The organism is Methylomonas sp. Kb3 (assembly GCF_002834115.1).
Taxonomy (GTDB): domain Bacteria; phylum Pseudomonadota; class Gammaproteobacteria; order Methylococcales; family Methylomonadaceae; genus Methylomonas; species Methylomonas defluvii.
On record NZ_PIZT01000068.1, the window covers coordinates 158,791 to 184,787 of the forward strand.

The following is a 25,997-nucleotide window of genomic DNA, read 5'->3' on the forward strand; positions in this document are numbered from 1 at the left end:
AATACCGGTAGTTTCCCTACTACAGCTCCGGTTTCCGTTCTATACTTCCGCTTGATTTAAACACTGTCTAATTTGGAGGGACGCCCTTGCTTGATCCTGTCGAGATCAATTCGCAAGCTGATTTGATCGAACATACCTTGCAAGAAATCAAAGGTTTGGTTTCCTTGCCCGAGGTATATCAGAAAGTTAGAAATTTGATCGACGATCCCCGTTCGGATATCGAGCACTTTGTCGAAGTTGTGGCCAGCGATCCCAACTTAAGCGTCGCCGTGTTAAGAGTTGCCAACAGCGCTTTCTTTGGTTTTCCGGGAAAGATCGACAGCTTGAGTCGCGCCGTCAATATGCTGGGCATCGGGCAGTTACATGACTTGGTGCTGGCTACCTCGGCGATTGCCTCGTTAAAATTGCCCAATGACATCATGCCGCTGAAAACCTTTTGGCGGTTCAGCTTGTTCTCGGCGGTGTTGACCCGGTTGTTGGCAAGCCAGCTAAAATTCCCCAAGAGCGAACGCCTGTTTGTGATTGGTTTGTTGTATGAAATAGGGCATCTGGTGCTTTACGCAAAGCACCCTGAGTTGGCGAAACGCGCGATGGAACTGTCCCGGAATAACCAGGAATTACTGCACATCGCTGAACAAAAACTGTTGGGTATGCATTATGGCGAGATCGGTGCCAAACTGATGGCGCAATGGTGTTTGCCGGCGCATTTTCAAGACATTGTGCATTATCAGCCCACCCCTGACCTTGCCCCGGATCAGCGCAGGGAAACCGCACTACTGCATCTGGTGCGGGCCTGTGCCGAAAAATACATATCCGGGCATATGCGCGCAATCGAGGAGAGCGTATCCGCGGACATTTGGGATATTTTGCAACTCAATGCCGAACAGTTGGCAGAGGCTGTCGAACAAGCTTTAAAAGCCGCGACTGAGATGGAAAAGCTCATGTTCAATTAAGCCGCTATGAGAGCTGAACAACAATTCCTTTGCGATTTGGCCGAAAAAATTTCGATGCCTGAGGTGTATCTGAAAATCAGGCTGTTATTAGAAAAGCCGGATGCCAGAATCCGCGACTATGTCGCGGTGCTGCAAACCGATTCTATGTTGACCGTCCGCATAATCCGCATGGCCAACAGCCGCTTCTTTGGTTTTAACCGCAAAGCGTATGACCTTTACGATGCAATCAGCTTGATTGGTACCATTCAGTTGCATGATTTGCTGTTGAGCAGTTTGTGCATGCGGACGTTTTGCAATATTCCCGACGCGGTGATGGACTTGAAAGAGTTCTGGTTGCATGGCATCGAATGCGGCATCGCCTGCCGCACGCTGGCTAAAATGGCCGGACTACCCGCTGGACATCGTTTTTTTGCACTGGGGTTGTTATTGGAAATCGGCCACGCGGCGATGTTTGTCAAAGCCCCGGAACAGGCGCTGGACGCATTGCTGGCAAGCCGGGAGCAGGGCTTGCCGATTGACGAGCAGGAACGGCTGTTGTTTGGCTTTGATTATTGTCAGTTGGGCTCTGAACTGATGCGTTTATGGCATTTACCCGAGGTATATTCGCACATCATTGGTCACCAACTGCATCCTGAACTTACCGATCCGCATTATCGCAACGAAACCTATCTGGTTTATCTGGCGCAGCAAGTGTTTGCGGAGCCGGAACAATTTAACCAGGCGCTCAGTGGCTTAAAGGATAGCCAGCAACAATTTGCCGCCATCCCCAGTAATTTGAAAGACCTGGTCAGTCAGGAAATAGCCAACCATCTCGATGACATATTTCTGATGTTGTGCCCGCAGAGTGTGGTTCAGAGTAATGCCTGTCCGGGAGGTTTTCCGCTATGAGCGTTAGATTTGCCCAACAATGGCTGGAGATAGTCTGCCGCATTGTGCCGCAAACTGAGGCTGCGGCATTGATGGTGAGCGATGCGGATGGCAAAACGCTGCGGCTGTTGGCGAAATGGCCGGAGAACCTCGCCGATGCTGCCGAGTTATCGGCTATTTGCAAACTTGCACTGGATAAAAATCAACCCAGTTACATGCCTAATGTGGCAAAGCTGGATCAACGGCAATATGACTTCTTCGGTCTGCCGGTATTTGACGGTTCGGTACTATTAGGTGTGATTGCGCTCAAACTGGAGCATGCTGTTGCTGATCGGCGCGCGGCTGTTTTTGCCACGCTGGAGCAGAGCGTGGAGTGGTGGCGTTTGGCGCAAGACCGTTTGCAGCAGAACGACGATTTTTACAGCTCCGTAGTCGGTTTGCTGGCGGCTTGTTTCGAGCAAAATAGTTACCGCGAGGTTTTGATTAGCCTGGGTACGGAATTGACGCGCATGCTGAGTTGCGATCGGGTTGCCATCGGCGAATTCAAAGACAACTACAGCACGGTAGTGGCGATTTCCAACAACGCGCAATTCGACCAGCAAGCCAATCTGTTGCAAAAAATCGCCGATGCGATGGACGAAGCCATCGAGCAGGATAGTGTGGTGGTGGTTCCGGATGTCAAATCGGTCAGCATCCAGCGCGCCCATCAGGAAATCGTCCGCAAGTATGGTTATGGTTCATTGCTGACCGTACCTATGCTGCATGCCGGTAAGTTTATCGGCGCGGTTACCTTGTTACGCAGCGAAGAACAGTCCTTTGCTAAGGAAACCGTGCTACTTTGCCAACAAGCCCTGGCATTGATCTCGCCGTATCTGGCTTTAAAAAAACTCGACGAACAAGCGTTGTCGGTAAAAATCGGCATCAAGCTTAAACAGCGATTGGCCGAACTGATGGGCGTCAAACACTTCAAGGTGAAGTTGACCGTCCTGGGTTTGGTGTTGTTCTTGTTGATCAGCTCTGTGTTGCGCGGTGATTTTCGGGTGACCGCCGACGCGGTGTTGGAAGGTAAAATTCAGCGGGTGGTCGCTGCGCCCATTTCCGGATTTTTGCAATCGGCGGCGGTACGGGCCGGCGATACGGTGCGGCAAGGCGAATTGATGGCTAGCCTGGACGATGCGGAATTACAACTGGAATTAAGCAAGCTGGACGGGCAGCTGCAAAAATTCCGTCGCGAATATCGCGAAGCCCTGTCCGGTGGTGATCTGGTGAAAGTCAGGGTCATTAGCGCGCAAATCGACCAGGCCGACGCGGAAATGGAGCTGACCCGCCAGCAGTTGCAGAAAATCAATCTGGCCGCGCCGTTTGATGGGGTGGTGATTGAAGGCGATTTGAGTCAGAAACTCGGTTCACCGGTCGAACGCGGTGAAATCCTGTTCAAGATTGCCCCGTTGGAGGGTTACCGCATCATCCTGAAAGTGGATGAAAGCCTGATTTCCTATATTCAGGAAGGTCAAAAAGGTTCTTTGGTGCTGGCCAGTATGCCCAGCCGGACCTTTCCGCTACAGGTGCAAAAGATCACCGCAGTGGCCAAAACCGATAGCGGCAAGAATGTCTTCCGGGTGGAAGCCAGCCTGGAAAAAGCCCCTGAATTATTGCGGCCGGGCATGGAGGGTGTTGGCAAAATCGCGGCCGGACGCGCCAGTTTATTGTGGATATGGAGCCACGACATGCTGGCTTGGCTGCGTTTGTGGATTTGGTCCTGGTGACACCGGTGCTGAGGTTTGCTCATGGCTAACGAACTGTTCAGTCCGCACTGGTACCGGGTCGCCAAGCTCAAACCCAAGTTGCATAGCCATATCGAGATTCATCGCCACGAGTACCGCGGCCTGATCTGGTACATCCTGGAAGACCCCAATACCGCCCGCCATCAGCGCTTTAACAGCCTGGCTTATCAGTTCATCGGGCTATTGGACGGCAAGTTGAGCGTACAAGAGATTGCCGACATCCTGAATCGGCAGCTGGGCGACTATGCACCCAGCCAACAAGACCTTATTCAACTACTGGGGCAATTACATCAGGCCGATTTGATTCAAACCGAAGCCTTGGTCAACACCGAAGAATTGTTCGAGCGTCAGGCGCGGCTAAGCAGCGCGAAAAGCAATCAGCGATTGTTGAATCCGCTCTCGCTGAAATTGCCGCTGTGGGATCCGGACGAGTTTCTCGGCAAACATGTGTCTAAAGTGGCGGGGCTGTTCAGCGTCAAGTTTGGGATGGTCTGGCTGCTAGTCATTGCAATTGCTTCGCTGCAAGCGGGGGCCAATTGGCAGGAAATCAGCCATCATTTCGAATTGAATGCTTTGGCTCCCTACAATTTTTTGATCATGTTCTTGTTGTACCCCTTGATCAAAATCCTGCATGAATTGGGGCATGGCTTTGCTATGAAGTTGAAAGGCGGCGAAGTGCATGAAATGGGCGTCAATTTTTTATTGTTTATGCCGGTGCCTTACGTCAATGTCTCCGCCGCCAACCATCTGCGTAACAAGTACGACCGGATGTTGATCAGCGCCGCGGGCATTTTGGTGGAAGGATTTCTGGCCGCGCTTGGCCTATTCTTGTTTTTGAGCACCGAGACCGGGTTTGTCCAGGATATGGGTTTCGACATCCTGCTGACCGGCGGCGTGTCGTCGTTGTTTTTTAACGGCAACCCGTTATTGAAGTACGACGGCTATTACATTCTGGCCGATGCCTTGAGCATTCCGAATTTGTATCAGCGTTCAAGCCAAATCTGGGCTTATTTGGCCCAGCGCTATTTGTTTGACTTGAAACAGGCGGTGTCGCCGGCCTCCGCGCCGGGCGAAACGGCTTGGTTTGTCATTTATAGTTTGGCATCGCTGACTTACCGCCTGATGATGTTGTGGTTTGTCTGTATTTATCTGACCGAAAAATTTTTCTCACTGGGTATCGTCGTTGCGTTGTTGATGGTGTCATTACAGGTCGTGTTTCCGCTGTATAAAGCCATACGTTTTGTGTTTACCAGCCCCAGTCTGAGTCGGAAAAGAGATAAGGCGCTGTTGACCACGGCAGGCGTAGCCTTGTTGGTTGTTCTGGTTTTTGGTGCTTTGCCGATTCCCAATTACACGCTGGCTGAAGGCGTGGTGTGGCTACCCGATGAAGCGTTGATCAAGGTGGAGCAAGAGGGTTTCATCGGCGAATTGCTGGTGAAATCCAATCAGTTTGTGAATCAGGGTGATGTGTTGCTGACCATGCATGATGACGCATTGGAAGCCAAAGCCAAGATCGCTCGCGCCAAAGTGGCCGAGTTGCAAAGCCAATATCGGGCGGAGAAAGAAAACGATTTGGTGAAGGCGGAAATTTTGAAAGAATCGCTGCGCGTTGCGGAATCCGAACTGGATCATTTGAATCATAAATCCAGCGCGATGATCATTAGTGCTGCTAAATCCGGTTATATCCTGTTGCCCGATGCCGACGATCTGACTAGTAGCTATTTGCGCCAGGGTGAGTTGATTGGTTACATTCTGGATGAACAGCCACCGACCATCCGCATGGTGGTAACACAAGACAATATTGGCTTGCTAAGGCAAGGCAGTCCGGAAATCAGCGTGCGTCTGGTTAGCGACCCGTATCGCGAATACCCGGCCAACATCATCCGCCTGGCGCCGGAAGCGACCAATACGCTGCCCAGCCCGGCCCTGGCGACCACCGGCGGCGGCAAGATCCGGGTGAATACGGAAAACGAACAAGACATGCAAACCCTGCAAAAAATCTTTTTGGTCGATCTGGACTTCTCGCCGCCGAAAAATCTGCCGATAGGTATGCGCGCTTATGTGCGGATCAACCATGGCGGCGAATCGATTATGACTCAGCTGTACCGCCGGGTACGCCAGGTATTTTTGAGGCAGTTCAATGTCTGAGCTTGTATTGCGTCCAGGGGTGCATTTTGGCAGCTACCCGCAAATGCCGGAAAGTCGACTAAGCGATTTCGAGCAAGGCGCCGCGGCATTTTTCGACAAACTCCACAAACGCCTGAACCGCCAGCGTTTCAGCCAGGCTTATATCGTCAGTCGAGTTGAAAAAGTTGCCGCCCCGTTAAGCCACTACAACGAGCAACAGTTGACCATTGCCATTCTGGAACTGCGGGAAAATCTATATCGGTATGGTCTGACCGAAGAGCTGATGATCAGAGCCTTCGCGCTGATTCGCGAAACCGCCGGTCGGACGCTGCATAAACGGCATTTTGACGTGCAATTGTTTGGCGGCTGGTTAATGATTAACGGCATGCTGGCGGAAATGGAAACCGGCGAAGGCAAAACGCTGACAGCGACCTTACCGGCCTGCACCGCCGCCTTGGCAGGCATCCCGGTGCATGTGATTACTGCCAACGATTACTTGGCGGCTCGCGATGCGGAGATACTGAAACCGCTTTATCTGCGTCTGGGCTTGAAGTCCGGCGCGGTGGTTGACGGTATGGACCTTGAACTGCGCCGAAAACTGTATCAACAACCCATCGTCCATACGACGAATAAACAAATTGCCTTTGATTATCTGCGTGACCGCATCGAGATGGGCGAGGATGTGGGCTTGTTAAAATTTCAATTCAAGCAGATTCAACAGCAAATCAAACAGCCGCAAAGCAACCCTCTGATCATGCGTGGCTTATGCTTTGCCATCATCGATGAAGCCGATAGTGTATTGATCGACGAAGCCAAAACGCCGCTGATCATCACCCAGGCCCGGCCGAGCGAGGCGTCTCCGGAAACCTACGGTGACGCCTTGTATCTGGCCTCGTCATTGTTCATCAACGACGACTTTGTCATGGATCCCAAAACTCGCGACGTGGAACTGACCCCGCAAGGCGAAAATACCATTGCGGATATGATTATCGGCTTGGGACCGAGTTGGAAAAACAAGCGCTGGCGGGAAGCCATGGTCAAACAGGCGCTAATCGCCGAGTATTGCTTCAAGCGCAACAAGCAATACATCCTGAAAGATAACAAGGTGCAAATCATCGACGAGTTTACCGGCCGGGTGATGGAGGATCGGTCTTGGGAGCAGGGCTTGCAACAAATGATAGAAGCTAAGGAAGGTTGCTTGATTTCCGAACAACGCGAGCCGCTGGCCCGGATCAGTTACCAGCGCTTTTTCAGCCGCTATCTCAAACTGGCCGGTACTTCGGGCACGGTACGGGAAGTGGCGACGGAAATGCAGCGTGTTTATGGTTTGCATAGTGTAAAAGTGCCTACCCATAGAGTTTCGAAACGAAAACTGCTCAGCGAGCGGGTTTATGCCACGCAAGCCGCCAAGCAACGGGCATTTTTACAACGGGTCGCGGAAATACATGCGCAAGGCCGGCCAATTTTGGTAGGCACCGGTTCGGTAGCCGAATCGTTGGAGGTCAGTGTCTGGCTGGAAGCGGCGGGTTTGGTTCACCGGGTGTTGAATGCGGAACAAGATCAACACGAGGCTGAGATCATCGCGCAAGCCGGGCAGTTGCACGCTATTACGGTAGCGACCAATATGGCCGGCCGTGGCACCGATATAGCCCTGGGATTGGGCGTGGCGGAGTTGGGCGGTTTGCACGTGATTGCTTTGAACTGCAACGAATCCCGCCGTATTGACCGGCAACTATACGGGCGCTCTGCCCGGCAAGGCGATCCGGGTAGCTGCGAAGCGATACTGTCGCTGGAGGATACGGCGCTACGGGAGTTTTATTCGTCTGCTATTCTCAAGACTATGGCCGGCCTGGCTAAAGATCAGCAAGCTTTGCCGGGTTTTTTGGGAAACCTGATATTACGTCTGCCGCAAATTTATAACGAGCGGCAACAGCGCAACGTCAGAAGGCAACTCAGCAAACAGGATAAGCATTTGTCGCGTATTTTGGCGTTTTCCGGCAAGTTTGAATAAACGCTGTGGCCTTAAATTTACTATTTTGTTAAAAATCAGACCGTTTCAAATCAAACTAATCGATTAGTGATTTTTACATGCCCATACGCCACCATTTTTTTTGCGCATTAATCGGTCCTGGCCTGTTCAGTGGCACCGTGTTTGCCGCCAATCTGGATTGCATGGTCAAGCCGGAAATGTACGTCGAGTTGAGTAGCCCGGTGGCGGGGACTGTCGCAGCGCTATTGGTCGATAAGGGTGATCACGTTGCCAAAGGCCAACCGCTTGCCCAATTGGAAGCGTCGGTGGAATTGGCCAAGTTTAACCAGGCCAAGGCCGATGCCGAGACCAATAGCGAGGTATGCAATCAGAAAGTGAAACTGGAATACGCCACGCGCAACCGCACCCGCTATCGCAGCTTAGCCACGACCAGTGTTATTTCACAAATAGAGAAAGACAAAGTCGAGACCGAAGTGGTGTTGGCTGGAATCGAGTTGAGAAAGGCAGAGGAACGCAAAAAGTCGGCGATGTTGGCATTGGAAATGGCCAAGGCGCAACTGGAGGTTAAAACCATCAAAAGTCCGATAGACGGTATTGTGATAGACCGCTATGCGATGCCCGGCGAGTCCGTTAGTGATCGCGCGATTATGAAGCTGGCGCAAGTCAATCCGTTGCGCGTTGAGCTGATCGCGCCGACTGAATATTTTGGTCTGATTCAGCCTGGTATGGAAGTGGAAGTACGCCCTGAACTGCCGGCCAAAAAAGTCGTGAGAGCTACTGTCACCAAAGTGGACCAATTGATCGATCCGGCCAGTGGCAGCTTTACGGTGCGCATGACCTTGCCTAATCCCAGCGACGAACTGATCGGCGGCGTCAACTGTATCGCTACCTTCGATTTTGCCACGCCAGCCCCAACCACGACGCCGACTCCCCCGCCTTTTGTACCGCAGAACGCGGCGCCGGTGAGTCCGGTCATCAAGCGTTGAGCCAAGCAACAGCGCTTACCCGCTGCATTGATACTAACAAATAGGGTGGATTGACAAGCGAACGCCTACCGGTGTTTTTCCTGTCTGAAGCCTCGCGAGAACGGTTTGATGCGGCATATCGGGCAAATTAGCGCAATTCAGGTATATGCTTCGAAGCTGGTATAGCAATTATCTCGAAAACTGCGAGGCAACAGGCAACTCATACAAAGGGCTTGGAATAAAATTGGCTGCTCTCAAGTAGAGTTATAGCCATTAAATCCGTGAACAAGAGGTAGCCAATGTCATACATGTCAATTAATTCAGGCGCGTCGCAAATTTATAGTGCTGCCGGGGCCAATGTTCCGACAGTCAAAAAGGCGCAGCCAAACAGCCCCATACAAGCGTTTCAGCAAGTCCAACCGGTTGCTAAAGACGCCTCCGATCAAAATAACGAAGGTGGTAAAGGCAGATTTATTGATGTTCGAGCCTGATGCCCGAGTATTTCACCGCAAATTGCCTAGGGTCTGAGGGCAGTCCGGTAAAGCGCCAACGAATTATTCCTCTCCCCCTCTCACCGTCGCTATACCCGCAAGCTAGCCTAGTTAAAAAGCCTCAGGCCAATATAGACCTGCTTCCGGCAGCAATCCTGGAAACGAGCCTTTACGGATGTTAAAAAACAACAGTTCAGGCAGGCTGACCACAAAACCTTTCAAGCCTTTGCGTAGATTGTCGCCGTCATCCCAAGGCCAACTGAACAAACCATAAAGGCCCTGGCCGCCGGCTACCGCCAGATTGAGGCCGCCCTGCAATGGCCGAGGCCATAGCTGATCTTGAGTAAAGAATAAAAACGCCGCGTCATCCTCGTTCCATTGATAAATCCTCGAACTCAGGGTATTGGATTCCTGTAAATCCACCAGCCATTGCGGCATCTGCCGGTAATGCCGTTGACGCTGTCGTTCTCTGTAGGGCTGGCGCTGGAAGCTGGTGCTTAGTCGATATGTGCTTCCTATCTGTTCATACGCGATAAACGGAATCATGTTCAAGCCGTCTTCGTCAACGTAACCGCCCAGCAGTCGCTGGGAAGCCTGGCTTGTGCTTTCCTCGGCTGTAGACGAGATTTCCGCAACCGTCTGGTTAAGGAGCCGAAAGATTTCGGTGGCGCAATTGCGGCTAAGCAAGTTATAGCCATATAAGGATTGCAATTGGCTTTGATATGTTTCGAGTTGCTGTGTGACGCTGTTTTGGAAATCTGCCAGTTCGCTGGTAGGCAGCGGTAACCCAATCAATTCTGCCGCTGCCGGTCGCGATGGAGTGGCTGTCAACGGCAACAGCTGCAAAGACTGCTTATCATGGCGCGGCTTATGCAACTGCATTAGCGCCGTCGCGCTTAGCTCCAGTTCCGAGTAAGCAAGCTCATCCAGCGCTATGGGGCTGTCGAGTTGTTTGGACGCCGCGGCAAATAGCTCTTGACTGTATTGCAGCGCTGCCGGCAAGTTGTCATTGTCGATAATAGTGGCTTGTGGATCCGCACTGTCGGGGCGACTGCGGTCCAGCACGCTCAGATAGCCCGAGGCGACGGCATGGTCCAGCACATGCAAACGGGCCATTCCCACCAACAGCGGATAACCCCAGTCGCTGCGCTGGCTGCGCATCAGGGTCATTAAATCGGCAAACAAACGCTGCCGAAAATCTTGCAGCTTGGTACGTTGGGCCGTGTTGAGTTTGTATGTCGCCTCGGGAATTTGTAACAAACTTTCGCTAAGCGGGGATAGCCTGGCGTGCAGCACATCCAGCGCGGCCAGATTCAGCAACTGATTGCGGTAGCGTTCGGCAAATGAGCTGTTCGTGGCGGTAAACCGTGTATCCGTGGGTTCAGCGGGGTTAACTGCTAACTCAGGTTTCAGAGTTTGCAAGGTTTGCCAAGCTTGCTGGCGCTTGGCCGGCAAAAAATCTTCGCCATACTCGTTAACGATGGCTTCGTGCAATTGTTGTAGTGCTTGGCTGTTGTTGCTGGGTTTGTCTGCCTCGACAGGGAACGCTTCCGTCGCTCGGTATTGCCTCAAAAAATAACCCAATCCCTTTATGGCTAAAGGCGGCGCAGAGCCAGGATTTTGCAAGCCTGAAACCAGCGTCTGGTCGTCGTGCAGGGCTTGTAACAGCGACAATTGCTGGTGTTGAATGAACAGGCGGCGACTAAAGGTATCCCGTAGTGCTTGAAAAAAATCCTCAGACACTTCGATGCGGTGACCGTATATGTTACGGTTCTCCTGAAAGCCGTAGGCAAACTCAAAGGCGGCCGCATCGTTGCGATACAGGCGCAGCAGGCCAGGTTCGATGTGCTGAAAATGAAAGACTTGCCGGTCGAATTTAATGGCGGCATGGCCGCCGCTGGCGCTGCCTTCGTTGGCTTCTATGTACAGGAATTCGAAATGATGACTTTGGTCTGCTTCGGCAACGGCTACCCAAAGTAAACAGCCCAGCGTCAGCGCCCACTTTGCGAATTTCAAGCCAGCAACTGGCATGACCAAGTGGGCGACTGCCTGCGGGATTATTTTTTCAAACCTTCTTCAATGGCCTGTTTCTTCCAGGGCTCGTTATCGCTCAAACTTTCAGTAAATGCCGAGATTTGCGGTTTACCGAGCTTGGCTTTAGCAAGTCCACGGCCGATGCCGACGTAAGTGTTGCGGTCGGTTTCCCAATTGGTGATCTCATGACTTTCGGCCAATTCGCTGAGATGTCCGCGAAAACTATCCAGCGTGCCGCTGCTGGACACCACGAAGGTAGCGGTATAGTCGGCCACATCAGTTTCGTATTTATCGCGCTTGTTACGCGACGAATCAGAGCTGGAAGTAAACGGACTGGAGGCGCTTTTGAAGATGCCGCCGGAGCTGTCAGATAAGCTGCCGATGCTGTCGGACGAGCTCTCGGAGCTGGTGGAAAACGAGCAGCCGCTTATCAGTGTAGTTCCCAACGCGATAGTAGTTGCCAAAGTAAAGGTTCTGAATCGGTTCATATGCTTGGATGGCTTTAAAAAACAAGTAGTGTTACTGCTTATGCGTGAAGACGCAAGGTTTTACGCCTCTACAGTGTTTTGGGGGAGGTAGGATGGCGAATTGTCAACGCTCGCGGCCTCCGAAGCCGCATGATAAAAAGGGAGAAGAAGGTCAGGGATGAAGAGGCTTACATCCCGTGTTTATACGTTTTTAATGGGTAGTTCCAAGCTCGGGTGCTTAGCGTTATACACAAGTGCCGTCCCACGCGCTAGCGTGGGAACGAGCGAAAAATCTGCTAGTGCGAATGGGGGGCGGCACGCCGCAGACGTACTGCCGCAGATGCCAGTGCAATGCCGAACAGCGAAAAAGCTCCCGGTAACGGCACAGGCTTAACCCAGGTCAAAGTACCACCAGCATTGTCGACCAAACTGACGCCAACCGGTAAATTGAAAAACAACTTTGCGCTGTTCGACGCATCGGCTAGTGATTTGACGCCGGCACCATTGGCCCCTTGTATCGTTTGCAGCAAAAACGTGATTTCCAGGGTTTCGCCAGGGTCTATTGTCATGGCTGGCATTAATAATGTCATGTCAAGGTTGGTCAAGGTTGCCGTATTAAACAAGACGGTCCCCCCGTTTTGCGTAATTGGGGTTGTTGTATTGGTGGGAGGGTAGGAGAAACCATTACTAGCCTGACCAACATTGACGAAATGATCGCCTCTGGCTACTCTTGGCAAGCTGCCGTCATTGATGCTAAGGACACCGGTTATGCCCGCGCTGGCGCCAGAGTTTGGTACCAGCGGGCCAAGTGTATACTGGCCGGTAATGTTGACACCAAGCGCTCCGGCCGGCAGCAGTATTGGCGCGTTGCCCAGCGGATTGGTAAAGGTCAAACCTTGTAGTCCAGCATAAGCAAAGGAAGCGTCCGGGGATTCCGATCTTGCCTTGAATACGGCACTCAGCAGATCCGCCTCTGCAAAGAAGCCGGCGCCGGTCTGCGTGGCAAATGCAGGATCAGACGTGATCCCAGAACCGCTGGGGTCAGGGTATTGAACGAACACTGTCGCCGCTGTTGAAAGTTGGCTGGTCGCAAGCGCGCATATGCCAATATATCGTGCTAATTTCAACATAATAATCCTCCAAATGTTATGACGTGCTTTAAAGTATCTCTGACTGGTGTTTAATCTGAATGGTCTTAAGTAACTTAGATAGTGATATTGCAAGGAGCCTTGGCTGAAACGGTTGTTCGAGTTGGTTACCGAATCGGAATAACCGGAAACCCTGAATTCCGCCGTGGCGACATGACGCCATCCTAAATGTTGGCGTCGTCGAAAGCAGCTGGATTGGGATCGAAAAGACGCTGATTGCCGTAATCGTTGCCGCCATATTGCAAAATGGCCTGGTCCGCGCGAACAGCGGTGGTAAGGCCGAATAACGCGATGCCGAATAGCGCATAACCTTTGTTTAGATTCATGATTGGATTCCTGGGTTAATGGATTCGACCAGCGGGAAAATCATGGCTTGGTGCGAACGTTGGCGGGTGAAGCCGAATATGCCCGCCAATCCGGTAAGCATCAAGCCGATGGCTGGCGGGAGCGGGACAGGCGCTGTTTTCACCCAATCGAGCGCAATCGGCGAGTTCAGTAAAGTTCCCGCCGGCAATTGCAGGCTGATCGACGCGGTGTGCGTTGCATCGCTGGTAGCGCTCCAGCCACTGCCGGGAGTGCCCAAGCCGACGCCGGCCACGACCCAGGTATTCAGCGAATAATTCACGGTTAGAATGTCGTTCGGTTTCAGCGTGAAAGCCGGGAAGGCCAGATTGGCCGACAACTTGTCCGCATCTGCCGTACCGCTGCCGGTGAAACCGGCATTGGGGTTGAAATGAAAGTCGAAAAACGGCGATGACGGGCTATTGGAAGCACCATATTGATACAGCACGCTAACGCCGGGAACATTATTGCCCGGGTAAGTTCCTGCCAACGCGGAACTCAGTACCGTGGCGGCTTGGCCGCTCGCTTCGCTGCCGATTGTGCGGCTGAACACCGCGTCGATGTCGGCATCAATCGCTCCGGTAGCAAAACTGATATTGACGGCGCCGGTATTTTTGAATGTTGCAGTCATGCCGGTGTAGGCATAAGTGGTTTGTGAGCCTGTATCCGCAGCTGCAGAACTGGCCTTAAAGACGCCGCTGCCGAAATCGGCGGAAGCCATAGAGCCGCCGACTGCAATCGACAATACGCTGGGATGATGCTGCAAGGTATTCGCGACCCCGGGGCCGCCGTACTGGACATAAACGTCGGAAGCGATCAACGACAGCACAGGCGGTGGCGAAACTACTGCGGCAAACGTCGAAAACGGATTGACGCATAAAAACAAGGTGATCGGCTTAGCGGGAAAGTTCATGTTTAGGTCTCCTATCGACGGTCGTGTCGATACCCTAAAGCAACAGGCCTCACAAAAAACTCACAACATCGACCGAATTTGTTTGCGGATGATCGGCGAATGCGTGACCGGAAGTTATTTAGTATTAGCTCGATGCCGTCCATTAAGGCTATGAACAGTGTTTAGCCTTTACCGACGTTTGGTGCCGTGATCCGTGCGGCCAGGGACTTTAAGCGGGGAGAGGGTTCGATGCCATAGTGGCCGGCATAGTGGCGCCGACAGCGGCGGTAAGCTAGCAAGGCCTCGGCGCGCCTATCTTCGGCGAGCAGGCAATCGATCAGCCGGTATTGCAGATTTTCCGCCAACGGTTCAATTGAGACGGCTTGCGTATAGCAGGCGATGGCCACGGCTCTCCGGCCTGCGGCTTCCAGCTCGGAACCAAGCTTTTCCAAAGTTTGGATGAATTTGGCAGCGAGATTTTCCCGTTTCGATGCCGCTAATGGCGCTTCCAGGCCGGGCAGAAACGGGCCGCGCCAGACTTTTAACAGGCGCTCCGCCAAGGTTGCGGCTTGATTCGGGTCGGCGGCAAATCGTCTGGCGACTTCGTCGACAACCCAAATGTCCAGCCAGCACAATTCCCGATTCAAAGACAGGGTGCCGCCCTGCAACAACACCGCCTCATTCCGTCCCAGCAGTTTGCGCAGGCGCTGCAAGGCTACTTCCAGCGCATGCTGGGCGGCATCGGCGTCCGAGTCCGGCCACAGCGCATCGGCCAGGGTTTGTTGAGGCACGCCGTCCGGATTCGTCGCCAGCAACCACTGCAGCAACTGCAATGGCTTGTTGTCTTTTTGCCTGCGACGGGCCGCCGGTTCGAGGCTGTCGATCCTGAACTGGCCCAGCGTTCGGATTTTCACCGGCCACGGCCATTCTTCGCAGGCGTTACCGTCCGGTTGCAGTTGGCGTTGCACTATCCACCAACGCACATAGTCGGCTTCGATACCGCGCTCCAGCGCCACGGTACATAATCTGCCGATCACCGCTGGCTGCCAGAACGGGTGCACGTTCAGATAGCGCTGGCGCTTGCCCAATGCCAACGCCCGGGCCAGCGAGGCCAGGCCGCCGGCTTCGTCGCCGCCGGCCAATAGGACTTGGGCTTCGGTCAGCAAGGCCATGAATAGAATGAAGGGCTTGTCCGCGCGAACGGCATAGCTTTGCAATTGCAGTAAATGCCGGGCGGCTTCGGCCCGGTCACCGGACGCCGCTAACACTTGCGCCAGCCCATGCTGAACCAGGGCCGCCACCGACGGTAAGTTGATTTCGCGGCAAATCGACAACGCCAGTTCCGCTTCCTGGCGCGCTTGACTAAAACGCTGTTCCGCCAGCGACAGGCCGGAGCGCAAATGCAAGATGAACGATTGGTCTACCCGCCGATTCGCCGGCAAACACGCTTCCATGCGCGCCAACGCCGAGCGAAAGCGCTCCCAATCACGGGCCGACAGCGCGGTGTAGGCTTCTTGTCCGTAAATGTTCGGCAAATAAAAAGCCAAGCCGTAAGCGGTAGCCAATTGCGCAGCAGCCTCGGTGGCTGCGTAAGCGGCGCCGTGCGCGGCGCATAGGTAAGCGTTCACTGCTTGCCAATTCAATAGATTGATCCGGTACAGCGGTTCGTCGTTGGCTATCTGCTGATCCAGTAAGGCAAAAAAGGCGCGCGAACCTTCCGTATCGCCGCGCCAGACGTGGTATTGCAACAGGAAGGAGGTCAAAAACACCTGGCGCCCCGGTGGACAGTGCGGCAGGCGCGCTAATGCTCGCTGCGCCCAGCGTCGGGCCAATTCTAGGTAATCGGGGAAGTGGACCAGAATATTGCCGCAGCCCAGGATCCAGGCGTCCAACTCCGGATCGTCGGCTGCTTCGATTACTGAATCCAGCACAGCCAGTTCGTTCAGCCAGCGTGCCGCGTCGCGAAAGTCGTCCATCACGAAAAACATCGCGCTCAGTACCCCGGCGGCGCTCAGCGCTTTGCCCAAGGGGTCGTCGCCGAAACTGGCGTGAGCCCGTTCGAACAAGGTTTGGGCCAACGGCGGATTTAACGCCAACTGGGCCGCGGCCCGCCAGAACTCCAGCCACGGGTTAGCCGGTAAGTCGTCCGGTAAACTCTGCAACCAAGACTGCAGTTGCAGGCTTCTGCCGGCGCCCAACTCGGTTTTGGCATGGACCAGAATCAGGCGTTGCAGGTCCAGTCCGGCGTCGGCTTGGCGGTACAGTTCGAAGGCCTGGCCAATCTCGCCGTGGCGTTCCAGCACTCCGGCACTGCGTTTTAAAAATGCCGCGTAACCGTCCTGTCCGAGGTTGGCCCGGTGGCGGGCCAGCAGAAATTCCCGCAGCAAAGGGTGAAGTTGGTAACTGGGGATGGCAGTGTCGATGCGGTTGACCAAATAATGGTTGGCCGCCAGTCGGGCCAACGTCGCCAACACGGCCGGGTCGTCTGCTAAATCGTGCGCCAGCGGCTCGGTTGCGGTTTCTGCGCAGGCAACGGCCAGCAACTGTTGCAAGACGGTGGCATCCAAACCGTCCTGCACCCGTTGCGCTAAATCTGCTTGCTCGTTGGCCGGAGTCGGATGTTCGGGTGGCCGTTGCCGTAATTCCACGGCTAAAGCGGCTGGCCAGCCGCGGCTTTGGCCGAACAACTTGTCGAGCCTGTCGCTGCCGCCGTCGAATCCGGCCAGATCGGCCAGTCGGCCGGCTTCGTCGCGGTCAAACGCCAATTGCGCCGGCGTGAGCATGCCGAGCGGCTGCAATGCAATAGCCAGTCCGGGTGGTGGTTCGTGGCGGCTCAGACACAGTATTCGGTGCTGCACGCCGACGATGCGGCCCAATGCGGCCAATATCCGCACCAGTAACGGCGAAGCGACCACCTGGTGGCAATCGTCGAATACCAGCAGCATTGGCGCGGCTTCGGGCGGTAACAGCGTGCGCAATAACTCGCCGACATAGGCTTCAAGGCCGGGCAAATATTCCGGGCCGAACGCCGGTGTCGCGGAGACCAGGCCCAAACGGGTTGCCGCAGTGCGGAAATGCCCCAAAAAAACGGCCGGGTCCAGGTCATCGCTGTCGAAACGGTACCAAAGTACGGGTTGAGTGTTTGCGGCGGCATAATCAGCCGCTAACGTGGTTTTACCGTAACCGGCCGGCCCGAACAGCCAGACTGCCGAACCGTAGTCGGAATAGCTGCGGTCTATTTGTTCGAACAGGCGTCGGCGGCAAACCACAGCGGGTAAGGTCGGCGCGACCAATTTAGCGGGAAGTTGCGCGCGCACCGGTTTGTCGATCATCCACCCCCCCAAGCAATTTATCCACACGAATCGCGTCGGTAGTTCAGCACAAACCAGCGTCCGGCAGCAACTGTTATTAATCCGGTCTTTAGTAATCGGCTGGGAAGAGTCCTATAAATAGTATTCTATTCACGCAAAAGCAGTTAGGCTCTTAATATCCATGTGCTCGATGCCGGCTATTCAGCCACAAACCGATGACCTTAAATCAGCCGGCTTACGCGCTAGAGGAAATCAAGAACCGGCTCAGCCGATTTCACTGAGTACCGAAGTAAATATAATGTTCGACGTCGCCCCTTGCGGGTTGGCAATTGATACCACTCCGCGAATCAGTTACGGGCCGGATTTGCTTGCTTGCGTATTCTTTATCCATGCGCGATTGACGGCTATGATGCGACAAAGCTCAAACGCTATCGGGATGTTTGTATAGCTTGGGATGTGTTGCTATTTGCCAACACCCGCTGCCTGCAAATCGGCGTGATAGGAAGACCGTACCAAGGGCGCGCTGGCGACCTGGTGAAAGCCCAATTCCCGAGCGACCTCGGCATAGCGCTGAAATTGGTCGGGATGAATGTATTCCTGTACCGCCAAATGGTCCTTGCTGGGTTGCAAATACTGGCCCAAAGTTAGCATGCTGACGCCGTGGGCCAGCAAGTCTTTCATCACGTCTATCACTTCCGCTTCTGTCTCGCCTATGCCTAGCATCAAGCCGGATTTGGTCGGTACTTCAGGCAGAAGCTGGCCGTGTTGTTGCAGCAGTTTTAGCGAGACGTGATAATCGGCGCCGGGGCGGGCTTGCAGATACAGGCGCGGCACGGTTTCCAGATTGTGATTGAACACATCGCAAGGCTGCTGTTGCAGAATATCCAGTGCGGTGTCCATACGGCCGCGAAAATCTGGCACCAGCACTTCGATGGTGGTATTCGGCGACTCGCTGCGCACTGCCGCGATACAAGCGGCAAAATGGCTGGCGCCGCCGTCTCGTAAGTCGTCGCGGTTCACGGATGTGATCACCACGTATTTCAAGGCCATTGCGGCGATGGTCGCGGCCAGATTGGCCGGTTCTTCGGCATCCAAAGGCTGCGGTTTGCCGTGGGCGACGTCGCAGAACGGGCAGCGGCGGGTGCATAAGTCTCCCATGATCATGAATGTGGCGGTGCCGTGGCTGAAGCATTCGCTCAAGTTGGGGCAGGCGGCTTCTTCGCAGACGGTGTGCAGGCGGTGTTCGCGTAATGATTGCTTGATGCGATTGACTTGGTCGCCGCTGGGCAATTTGATGCGGATCCAGTCAGGCTTACGCAAGATTTGTTCGGGCTTTTCCACTTTTACTGGAATCCGCGACAGCTTGTCGGCATTACGTTGATGCGTTTCTGGCGTGGAGCGGGAAGGGGCGTTGAGGGTCATATTGCCACCGGGCACTTGGGTTGATTTTTGAGTCTCTGCAAGCTTTGCTTTTTAGCGAAGCTCGTCGAGTTTGCTTATTTCAGATTTCTATTGCTTGCAGTAACTGATGCACAACCGGCACCGCGAGTTCCTGATTAGTGATCTTAACCCCCAAATCGGCCAGTTGCGTGACTTGCAAGCCGGCATAGCCGCAGGGATTGATGTCTGCAAACGGCGCCAAATCCATATCGTTATTGATGCTCAGGCCATGGTAACAGCAACCGCGCTTGATACGCAGACCCAGCGAAGCAATTTTTTGCTGATTGACGTAGACGCCCGGTGCCTTGGGCTCGGCTTGGGCGGCGATGCCGTATTGCCGCAAGGTGTTTATCACCGCGTTTTCCAGGATGGTCACCATCTGCCGCGGGCCTTTGTTCAGGCGGCGTAAATCGGCCAACAGATAAATCACTAATTGGCCGGGGCCGTGATAGGTCACTTGGCCGCCGCGGTCGCTTTCGACAATTTCGATGTTGTTGGCTTTAAGAAAATGTTCGCGCTTGCCGTTTAAACCCAGCGTATAAACCGGCGGATGCTCGACGATCCAGATTTGATTAGCAGTGTTGTCATCGCGTTCGGTAGTGAATTGCTGCATGGCCTGCCAGACGCCGAGATAGTCTTGCGTCCCCAGATCGCGGAGGACGGGGGTCGCCTTACTGGGCATCAGTCCGGCTTACAGCGCCATCAATACATCTGGGCAGGCCGTCAAGCCCAGGTAGATGGCGTCCAGCTGTTCGCGGCTATGGGCTTCGATCATGACCGTTACCGCCAGATAATTGCCGCCTTTGCTGGGCCGGGTGGTGACCGCGCCTTCCAGGATGTCCGGGACATGGCGGCGGACGATTTCCACGACGATGGCGTCAAAATCGTCGCGATGCTTGCCCATCACCTTGATAGGGAATTGGCAGGGAAATTCCAGTAAGCTTTCGGTTTCGCTCATGACAGTGATTTTTTGTAGGCTTGCAATAAGTCGTCCATGTGTTTCCAGATGGGGCCGGGCTTGCCGTCACCGACTTGCTGGCCGTCCAGTTCGATCACCGGCACGATCTCGCGGGTGGAACTGGCGACCCAGATTTCGCTGGCGTTGTTTAGCGCTTCCAGTGCAATGATGTCTTCTTGATAAGGGATGTTGTGCGCGGCCGCCAATTCAAGAATCACGTCGCGGGTAATGCCGGGCAGGATTTCATGGCTTTTCGGCGGCGTGATCAATTCGCCGTCCAGCACCGCAAACAGATTGCTGGCCGCGCCTTCCACGACGTAACCATTGCGTACCAGTATCGCTTCCGCGCAGCCTTGATCCAGCGCCTCCTGCCTAAGCAGAATGTTGCCCAGCAATGTAATGGCTTTGATGTTGCAGAGCTGCCAACGGATGTCGTCCAGCGTAATCGCCTTGATGCCGTCGACTCGGCCGGCGAACGGCTTGATGTCCGCAGACATTGCAAATATGGTCGGTACGATTTGTTCGGGGAAACCGTGATCGCGTTTCGGCGCATAGCCGCGGGTGACTTGCAGGTAAATGTATTGATCGCGGTCATCTGCCAGCAGCGGCCGGAAAATCGCTTCCCAGTCCGCGACGCTGTGAGGCAACGGTAAACGGATGCCGTTCAGGCTGTTGTTGAGCCGGGCGATATGGTCTTCCAGTCTGAACAGCCGGCCGTTATAAGCCGGAATCACTTCGTAGACGCCATCGCCGAATAAAAAACCGCGATCCAGCACCGACACTTTGGCGTCGGCTAATGGCAGATAAGCGCCGTTCAGATAGACTTGCTCGGTCATTCTTTTTCCAGTAAGCCAATGGCTGCGTCGTAGAGACGGCGGAAAATGCCGCCCTCGGCGACAGCATCCAAAGCCACCAGCGGTTTGCTGAGGATGGATTCGCCGGCCAACGAAATGTTCAGGTTGCCGACCGTGTCGCCCTTGTTCAACGGCGCGAATACGCCTTTGTCGATCTGCGTTTCGGCTTTCAGTTCGTTAAAGTGTTTGCGCGGAGCGGTGACATACAGGTCTTCCGGTAAACCGACCGGGACTTTGGAGGTCACGCCTTTTCTGACCCGCGCTTCGCCCAAAGGCTTATTGCCTTCGTACAGACGGTGGGTTTCGAAGAAGCGGAAACCGTAATTCAGCAGCGATTGGCTCTCGTTGGAACGCGCGCCGGCGCTGGCTGTACCCATTACCACAGAAATCAAACGCATATCTTCCCGTTTGGCGGAAGCCACCATGCAATAGCCGGCATCGTCGGTAAAACCGGTTTTCAAACCGTCAACCGAAGGATCGCGCCACAGCAGCAGGTTGCGGTTTTGTTGGGTGATGCCGTTGTAGGTAAATTCTTTTTGCTTGTCCCAGCGATAGTATTCCGGGAACTCTTTGATCACCGCGCGGGCTAAGGTCGCCAGGTCATGTGCCGAGCTGTAATGGTTGGGGCTGGGCAGGCCCGTGGCGTTTTCGAAATTGCTGTTGGCCATGCCCAAGCGGCTGGCTTGTTCGTTCATCATCGTCGCGAAGGTTTGTTCGCTACCGGCCACGTGTTCAGCCAAGGCTACGCTGGCATCGTTGCCCGATTGAATGATCATGCCTTGCAACAAGTCTTCGACCGCCACTTGTTTGTTTACCTCAACGAACATTTTTGAGCCGCCGGTTTCCCAGGCGTTCTGGCTGATCGTGACTTTTTCGTCCAGCGTCAAATGCCCGGCTTTCAGCTCGCGGAACACCACGTAGGCGGTCATGATTTTGGTCAAGCTGGCGGGCGATACGCGCTTGTCGGCGTCTTTTTCGGCCAATACCCGGCCGCTGTCGAAGTCCATCAAAAAGTAACTGGAGGCCGCGACGCTGGGAGCGGCGGGGGTGAAAATCGGGCTGGCGGCTTGCAGCGAGAAGGCGGTTAACAATAACAGCAGCCCGCTAAACAGGCTGGTTGTCGTGCGGAAAGGTTGGCTCATGGTCGCGATTCAAAATAGTCATTCTGGAAAACAACATTGTAACACCGAGAGCCGCCGCGTAGAAAAACCCGCGTATTGTGCTAAGGCGCTTTAGTCCAAAGCCGGAAATTTTGGCAACTGTTTGGAATAGTTGGGAAGTTCGCCTAAGCGCTGGTATGGCAGATTTTGAATTTGCAGGCGCAATCCTGCAAGGCCATGCAAGCGGTTTGCTCGACGGGCCTATCCAATAAAGTGGACATCAGCGCGCGATCAAATTCGCATAGTTCCGGGTGCTGCTGCGCTAAATCGTGATAAACACAGTTAACGGCTTTAATGGTCGGCTGTGTTTGTTCGGCGTCCATTTCGGCGTGATAACCCAGCGATTGCATCAATTCCAGCAGCGCGCTTTGTTTCTGTGCCGGGTCCTTGCCGCTGAATTGCGGGGCCAGCGACTGTGCCAGATTGACGCCCATGCGCCACAGCATTTGCCTTAAAGCGGCTTCGCCCAGTTCGGTTTTTAGCTCGCCCAGCAACAAGTTGCAAAACCAAGGATATTGCTTGGGCAGGCGGTTGCGGCCTTGTTCGGTCAGCGTGTAATTGCGCGAAGGCCGGCCGCCGGTGTTGTTCAGCGCCGCTTCCTGAATCAACTGATCTTTTTCCAGGCCGGTGAGATGTTGTTTGACGGCGTTTCTGGAAATCTCCAACTGGGCGGCCAGCTCGTCGATACTCATGCCGGAGGTGCTGGACAGCAATAATTTTAAGATTTGCTCTTGGCGCGAGCCGGTAAGTTTGACCATGGCGTGTGGGGTGGTCGGAAATAAGTGATGCGGCATTCTACGCCGGATCAGCTATCACGCAAAGCGCTGTAAGTCTATTTTTGGCATATAAATAACTTTTATAATAAAAATATTGCAAAAGTGGTTTTTTTCGCTTACTCTGCGTTCGGCTTTAAACAGCCGCATTTTTTTAATTGGCAACTAAAGGCAGACCATCATGAGTGAAACCACAGCGACACTTTACGAACAACTGGGCGGCGAAGCGGCCGTTAACGCGGCGGTCGATATTTTTTACCGCAAAGTGCTGAGCGATCACCGCATCAGCCGCTTTTTCGATAACACCGATATGGACAAGCAGGCAGCCAAACAAAAATCCTTTTTAACCATGGCTTTCGGCGGTCCGAATAACTATTCCGGCGCCGATATGCGTCAAGCCCATGCGCATCTGGTTAAAAAACTGGGTTTGGATGACTCACATTTTGATGCGGTGGTCGAAAATCTGGCGGCTACCTTGCAAGAGCTTAATGTGCCTCAAGAGCTGATCAATCAAGTCGCGGCGATTGCTGAAAGCACCCGTAACGACGTGTTGGACCGCTAGGCGCCGGAGTAGGGGATGAGCTTGCATAAACTCAGCGTGAACGACCGCGAAATTGTTTGCGAGTCTGGCGAAACCGTGCTGGACGCCTGTCTGCGCGAAAACATCGACATCCCCTACGGTTGTCGGCAGGGCGCTTGTCAAAGCTGTATGGTGCGCAGCTTGCAGGGCCCGCCGCCGCCGGCGGCGCAAGACGGTTTAAAAGAAGTGTTGCGGCATCAAAATCATTTCCTGGCCTGCCTGTGTTATCCGCAGCAGGATATGTCTATCAGCATTAATCCGCCCGCCGATTTTTTCACCGAAGCGACGGTAATTGAAAAAAGTTTGTTGAATGCGGAGACGCTGCAACTCACTTTGCGGTGCCGGGAAACCATGGATTATTACGCCGGCCAGTTCGTGAATCTGAAACGCGCCGACGGATTGACCCGTAGTTATTCGATTGCCAACAATCGCTTGCATGCCAACAAATTAAGTTTTCATATCCGCCGCTTGGCCGGCGGCCGCTTCAGCGAATGGGCGCACCGGGAACTTCAGGTAGGCGACAAACTCGAGGTATCCGATCCGCAGGGGCTGTGTTATTACCTGCCGACTACCCCGGAAAAAAATCTGTTGCTGATTGGCACCGGCAGTGGTTTGGCGCCGTTGGCGGGCATAGTCAGTGAGGCTTTGCACCACGGCCACAGTGGCGATATTCATCTATTCCATGGCAGCCGCGAGATGGATGGTTTGTATTGGATCGAGGAAATGCAGGCGCTTGCCGACCAATACTCAAATTTCCATTACACCGCCTGTATCTCGCGCGGCGATGCGCCTGATGGCGTGGCCAGGGGCCGGGCCAACGACGTGGCGATGGCGAGTTTGCCTAGTCTGAAAGGTTGGCGGCTGTATTTATGCGGCCATCCGGACATGGTGCATCAGACCAAACGCCAAGCGTTTTTGCATGGCGCGGCCTTGCAGGACATCCATGCCGATGCATTTCATGTCGCGTCGGCCACCTTGGATTGATCGGGCAGCACATAAACCTTTTGCCGCTCCAGCGCCGCCAAGATGCGGATCTGCGCCAGCACCTGCTGTAAAACCGCCGAATCGTTATCGCGCTGCGACACCATGTAGGCCGGTAATTTGAATTGCGGGCTGTCGGCGACCGGAAATAGTTTGCCGGCTTGTAGCAATGGTTCGGCCAGGCGTACCGGCAGGAAGCTGGAGCCGCGGCCTTTCGCCAGAATCAGTTGTACCGCCATCCAGCCGATATTGACCACCTGCGCCGGCCGTTCCAGGTTGGGGTAGCTATTACTGTGCTGAGCATAAAATCCGGGCGCCCAATCGACATAAATGTAATCGTCGTTCGGCCAGGGCTGGCTGGGGTCGGTGGTCAGCAGCACCAGGGTTTCATCGAACAAAGGTTCTATTTGCAGGCTGGGGCTGTGTTGGGGGGTGTACATCAAGCCTATATCCAGTGCGCCCGCCACCAAGCTGCGCATCAAGTCTTCCTCAAAGCCGATGTCGCTACGGATGGAAATATCGGGCATAGCCTGCCGTATCTCACTGATCCATTCCGGCAACAAGGTTTCGCACAAGGCAATCCGCGCGCCAATGCTGATGCTGCCGCGAAACCGGCTGGGCAAACCAATATCGTGCCGGGCTTGTTCCAGGGTTAATAGCAAGGATTTGGCGTGCGGTAAAAAACGCCGGCCCGGCAAAGTCAGGCTGGCGCCGGAGCGATTGCGGACAAACAGCGTCACGCCCAAATAAGCTTCCAGGCGCTGGATACGGGTGCTAACGGTCGATTGCGTTACATACAAACGATTGGCCGCTTCCAGGAAACTGCCGTTGGCCGCGACGCTTAAAAAGGTTCTGATTTGGTCGATGTCCATCAGTTTAATATTGCATTTATCGATATTAAAGTCCAATAAATATCGCTTGTCTTATATCAACGTGGTTTTTATAGTACCTCCTGAGTAATGTATCGATTCGATGGCATTGTTGGGTGCGGAGGAAATCATGAAAACTTCAATATGTTTATTTACCAGGCTTTGGGGTAACCACAAAAACATGCTGCTGGGATTGGCTTTGCCGTGTTTGCTGGCGGCATGCACGGCGCAGAGCATTAAGCCCTCCGCGTCGCAGATCGACCGATTGCACAGTTTTTTGATTGTGCCGGTGCAAGCGCCGCCGCTGGAAGTGATACCGGATTTGATCGAGCGGCGCGATCCGGCTTATCGACATTTCGAAAACATGGCCTTGGGTTATGCGCTGCCTACTGAGCTTTATCAAATCCCTGGCGGTATCGAAATTGCGGGCATGGTTAGTGACAGCCGAACGGCTGATGTGGAAGCGATGACCAAGGCAGCGCCAAGCGCTGCCGGTAGTCCTGTAAATACCGATTTGGGTTGGACGCCCGCCAAGGCGGCGGCGCAGAAGCTGCCTGGTCTACTAGCTGCGGAAAATCGCAAAGGGGAATTGAGCCGCGAGTATTATCAATTACCGGCGGCGGGTGATGCCAGTTTGCAACATTGGCATCAGGCCATTCAAGCCTGGTACGGCCAGAACACCACGCCGGTCGATTATGCGGCGATGGGCCGCTACGACGCGGTGATAGAGGTTGGGATCGGCAGGTATCGGATTTTTGAAGGGCAAACGTCTTTGCAGCTAATGATCAAGCTCATTGATCCCGTCTCGCGCCACGTCATCGCTCGGACACTATCGGAAAGTTTCAGGGTTGACGATCAGGCGTTCGCCTCTCTGGACAATGGCGGTGGCGCGTTTAAACGATTGATCAGCGATATGGCGGTGCCACTGTTGCGGCAAAGTTTGGGTGACATTGGTCTGCGCCTACCCCCTCAAGCCGACGAATCTTAGCGTGTTGACCGGGCCGATAAGCG

At 54.1% G+C, this 25,997-nt stretch carries 22 protein-coding genes; 9 read left to right on the forward strand and 13 right to left on the reverse strand.

Going from position 1 to position 25,997, the window contains the following annotated elements; all coding sequences use genetic code 11:
* Nucleotides 1–86: 86 nt before the first annotated feature.
* The 6 genes from CWO84_RS19580 to CWO84_RS19605 all read left to right on the forward strand — a co-directional run bounded on the left by CWO84_RS19580 (nt 87) and on the right by CWO84_RS19605 (nt 8,707).
* Nucleotides 87–953, forward strand: a complete 867-nt coding sequence (locus tag CWO84_RS19580) for an HDOD domain-containing protein (RefSeq protein WP_051669714.1) — start codon at nt 87–89, stop codon at nt 951–953.
* Between the two features lie 6 nt (nt 954–959).
* Nucleotides 960–1,841, forward strand: coding sequence for an HDOD domain-containing protein (locus CWO84_RS19585; protein ID WP_033155721.1), 882 nt, complete (start codon nt 960–962; stop codon nt 1,839–1,841).
* Nucleotides 1,838–3,586 carry an HlyD family efflux transporter periplasmic adaptor subunit gene (locus tag CWO84_RS19590; protein ID WP_101054695.1) on the forward strand — a complete coding sequence of 583 codons (1,749 nt, stop codon included), beginning with the start codon at nt 1,838–1,840 and terminating at the stop codon, nt 3,584–3,586. Before CWO84_RS19585 ends, CWO84_RS19590 begins: the two co-directional genes overlap by 4 nt.
* A gap of 21 nt (nt 3,587–3,607) precedes the next feature.
* A complete protein-coding gene (locus CWO84_RS19595) occupies nt 3,608–5,752 on the forward strand; it encodes a biotin/lipoyl-binding protein (RefSeq protein ID WP_101054697.1) in 2,145 nt (714 codons plus the stop codon).
* Nucleotides 5,745–7,742 carry a prepilin peptidase gene (locus CWO84_RS19600; RefSeq protein ID WP_101054701.1) on the forward strand — a complete coding sequence of 666 codons (1,998 nt, stop codon included), beginning with the start codon at nt 5,745–5,747 and terminating at the stop codon, nt 7,740–7,742. Before CWO84_RS19595 ends, CWO84_RS19600 begins: the two co-directional genes overlap by 8 nt.
* 77 nt (nt 7,743–7,819) lie before the next feature.
* Entirely contained in the window at nt 7,820–8,707 is an 888-nt protein-coding gene (locus CWO84_RS19605; protein ID WP_051669709.1) for an efflux RND transporter periplasmic adaptor subunit, read from the forward strand.
* Nucleotides 8,708–9,288: 581 nt separating this feature from the next.
* On the opposite strand, the gene CWO84_RS19615 is transcribed toward CWO84_RS19605, so the two are convergent.
* From CWO84_RS19615 to CWO84_RS19670, 12 genes are all read right to left on the reverse strand, one after another.
* Entirely contained in the window at nt 9,289–11,193 is a 1,905-nt protein-coding gene (locus CWO84_RS19615; protein WP_129871431.1) for a hypothetical protein, read from the reverse strand.
* A gap of 41 nt (nt 11,194–11,234) precedes the next feature.
* The gene (locus CWO84_RS19620; protein ID WP_205800424.1) at nt 11,235–11,675 is read right to left on the reverse strand and encodes a putative lipoprotein; all 441 of its coding nucleotides are present in this window, start codon (nt 11,673–11,675) and stop codon (nt 11,235–11,237) included.
* Nucleotides 11,676–11,974: 299 nt separating this feature from the next.
* Nucleotides 11,975–12,808 carry a hypothetical protein gene (locus CWO84_RS19625; RefSeq protein WP_033155717.1) on the reverse strand — a complete coding sequence of 278 codons (834 nt, stop codon included), beginning with the start codon at nt 12,806–12,808 and terminating at the stop codon, nt 11,975–11,977.
* A gap of 182 nt (nt 12,809–12,990) precedes the next feature.
* Complete coding sequence (locus CWO84_RS24525; RefSeq protein ID WP_165786383.1) at nt 12,991–13,152, reverse strand: hypothetical protein; 162 nt, start codon at nt 13,150–13,152, stop codon at nt 12,991–12,993.
* On the reverse strand, nt 13,149–14,081 hold the full coding sequence (locus tag CWO84_RS19630; RefSeq protein ID WP_033155715.1) for a hypothetical protein: 933 nt from the start codon (nt 14,079–14,081) through the stop codon (nt 13,149–13,151). Before CWO84_RS19630 ends, CWO84_RS24525 begins: the two co-directional genes overlap by 4 nt.
* Before the next feature lie 161 nt (nt 14,082–14,242).
* Entirely contained in the window at nt 14,243–17,392 is a 3,150-nt protein-coding gene (locus tag CWO84_RS19635) for a BTAD domain-containing putative transcriptional regulator (protein ID WP_101054704.1), read from the reverse strand.
* A 441-nt stretch (nt 17,393–17,833) separates the two neighbouring features.
* Nucleotides 17,834–18,793 carry a lipoyl synthase gene (gene lipA / locus CWO84_RS19645; RefSeq protein WP_033155712.1) on the reverse strand — a complete coding sequence of 320 codons (960 nt, stop codon included), beginning with the start codon at nt 18,791–18,793 and terminating at the stop codon, nt 17,834–17,836.
* Nucleotides 18,794–18,872: 79 nt separating this feature from the next.
* Nucleotides 18,873–19,493: a lipoyl(octanoyl) transferase LipB gene (lipB, locus tag CWO84_RS19650; protein ID WP_101054708.1), complete on the reverse strand. Its 621-nt coding sequence runs from the start codon at nt 19,491–19,493 to the stop codon at nt 18,873–18,875.
* Between the two features lie 9 nt (nt 19,494–19,502).
* The gene (locus tag CWO84_RS19655; RefSeq protein WP_020485010.1) at nt 19,503–19,769 is read right to left on the reverse strand and encodes a DUF493 domain-containing protein; all 267 of its coding nucleotides are present in this window, start codon (nt 19,767–19,769) and stop codon (nt 19,503–19,505) included.
* The gene (locus CWO84_RS19660; protein ID WP_033155710.1) at nt 19,766–20,605 is read right to left on the reverse strand and encodes a D-amino acid aminotransferase; all 840 of its coding nucleotides are present in this window, start codon (nt 20,603–20,605) and stop codon (nt 19,766–19,768) included. Before CWO84_RS19660 ends, CWO84_RS19655 begins: the two co-directional genes overlap by 4 nt.
* Nucleotides 20,602–21,765, reverse strand: a complete 1,164-nt coding sequence (locus tag CWO84_RS19665; protein WP_101054711.1) for a D-alanyl-D-alanine carboxypeptidase family protein — start codon at nt 21,763–21,765, stop codon at nt 20,602–20,604. Before CWO84_RS19665 ends, CWO84_RS19660 begins: the two co-directional genes overlap by 4 nt.
* Nucleotides 21,766–21,908: 143 nt before the next feature.
* Nucleotides 21,909–22,577: an HTH domain-containing protein gene (locus CWO84_RS19670; RefSeq protein WP_240618098.1), complete on the reverse strand. Its 669-nt coding sequence runs from the start codon at nt 22,575–22,577 to the stop codon at nt 21,909–21,911.
* Between the two features lie 160 nt (nt 22,578–22,737).
* Between CWO84_RS19670 and CWO84_RS19675 the strand changes: the two genes are divergently transcribed.
* The gene (locus CWO84_RS19675) at nt 22,738–23,118 is read left to right on the forward strand and encodes a group 1 truncated hemoglobin (protein ID WP_101054714.1); all 381 of its coding nucleotides are present in this window, start codon (nt 22,738–22,740) and stop codon (nt 23,116–23,118) included.
* 15 nt (nt 23,119–23,133) lie between these two features.
* Entirely contained in the window at nt 23,134–24,120 is a 987-nt protein-coding gene (locus tag CWO84_RS19680) for a 2Fe-2S iron-sulfur cluster-binding protein (protein ID WP_033155708.1), read from the forward strand.
* Here CWO84_RS19680 and CWO84_RS19685 read toward each other — a convergent pair.
* A complete protein-coding gene (locus CWO84_RS19685) occupies nt 24,093–24,989 on the reverse strand; it encodes a LysR family transcriptional regulator (protein ID WP_101055047.1) in 897 nt (298 codons plus the stop codon). The genes CWO84_RS19680 and CWO84_RS19685 overlap by 28 nt on opposite strands.
* A 127-nt stretch (nt 24,990–25,116) precedes the next feature.
* Between CWO84_RS19685 and CWO84_RS19690 the strand changes: the two genes are divergently transcribed.
* A complete protein-coding gene (locus CWO84_RS19690; RefSeq protein WP_033155707.1) occupies nt 25,117–25,974 on the forward strand; it encodes a hypothetical protein in 858 nt (285 codons plus the stop codon).
* Nucleotides 25,975–25,997: the final 23 nt, after the last annotated feature.

Excerpts from the sequence above, each read along its gene's own strand:
- CWO84_RS19585 (WP_033155721.1), top strand. The coding sequence starts at position 960 with ATGAGAGCTGAACAACAATTCCTTTGCGATTTGGCCGAAAAAATTTCG.
- CWO84_RS19590 (WP_101054695.1), top strand. The coding sequence starts at position 1,838 with ATGAGCGTTAGATTTGCCCAACAATGGCTGGAGATAGTCTGCCGCATT.
- CWO84_RS19595 (WP_101054697.1), top strand. The coding sequence starts at position 3,608 with ATGGCTAACGAACTGTTCAGTCCGCACTGGTACCGGGTCGCCAAGCTC.
- CWO84_RS19600 (WP_101054701.1), top strand. The coding sequence starts at position 5,745 with ATGTCTGAGCTTGTATTGCGTCCAGGGGTGCATTTTGGCAGCTACCCG.
- CWO84_RS19605 (WP_051669709.1), top strand. The coding sequence starts at position 7,820 with ATGCCCATACGCCACCATTTTTTTTGCGCATTAATCGGTCCTGGCCTG.
- CWO84_RS19625 (WP_033155717.1), bottom strand. The coding sequence starts at position 12,808 with ATGTTGAAATTAGCACGATATATTGGCATATGCGCGCTTGCGACCAGC.
- CWO84_RS24525 (WP_165786383.1), bottom strand. The coding sequence starts at position 13,152 with ATGAATCTAAACAAAGGTTATGCGCTATTCGGCATCGCGTTATTCGGC.
- CWO84_RS19630 (WP_033155715.1), bottom strand. The coding sequence starts at position 14,081 with ATGAACTTTCCCGCTAAGCCGATCACCTTGTTTTTATGCGTCAATCCG.
- CWO84_RS19635 (WP_101054704.1), bottom strand. The coding sequence starts at position 17,392 with ATGATCGACAAACCGGTGCGCGCGCAACTTCCCGCTAAATTGGTCGCG.
- lipA (WP_033155712.1), bottom strand. The coding sequence starts at position 18,793 with ATGACCCTCAACGCCCCTTCCCGCTCCACGCCAGAAACGCATCAACGT.
- lipB (WP_101054708.1), bottom strand. The coding sequence starts at position 19,493 with ATGCCCAGTAAGGCGACCCCCGTCCTCCGCGATCTGGGGACGCAAGAC.
- CWO84_RS19655 (WP_020485010.1), bottom strand. The coding sequence starts at position 19,769 with ATGAGCGAAACCGAAAGCTTACTGGAATTTCCCTGCCAATTCCCTATC.
- CWO84_RS19660 (WP_033155710.1), bottom strand. The coding sequence starts at position 20,605 with ATGACCGAGCAAGTCTATCTGAACGGCGCTTATCTGCCATTAGCCGAC.
- CWO84_RS19665 (WP_101054711.1), bottom strand. The coding sequence starts at position 21,765 with ATGAGCCAACCTTTCCGCACGACAACCAGCCTGTTTAGCGGGCTGCTG.
- CWO84_RS19670 (WP_240618098.1), bottom strand. The coding sequence starts at position 22,577 with ATGCCGCATCACTTATTTCCGACCACCCCACACGCCATGGTCAAACTT.
- CWO84_RS19675 (WP_101054714.1), top strand. The coding sequence starts at position 22,738 with ATGAGTGAAACCACAGCGACACTTTACGAACAACTGGGCGGCGAAGCG.
- CWO84_RS19680 (WP_033155708.1), top strand. The coding sequence starts at position 23,134 with ATGAGCTTGCATAAACTCAGCGTGAACGACCGCGAAATTGTTTGCGAG.
- CWO84_RS19685 (WP_101055047.1), bottom strand. The coding sequence starts at position 24,989 with ATGGACATCGACCAAATCAGAACCTTTTTAAGCGTCGCGGCCAACGGC.
- CWO84_RS19690 (WP_033155707.1), top strand. The coding sequence starts at position 25,117 with ATGAAAACTTCAATATGTTTATTTACCAGGCTTTGGGGTAACCACAAA.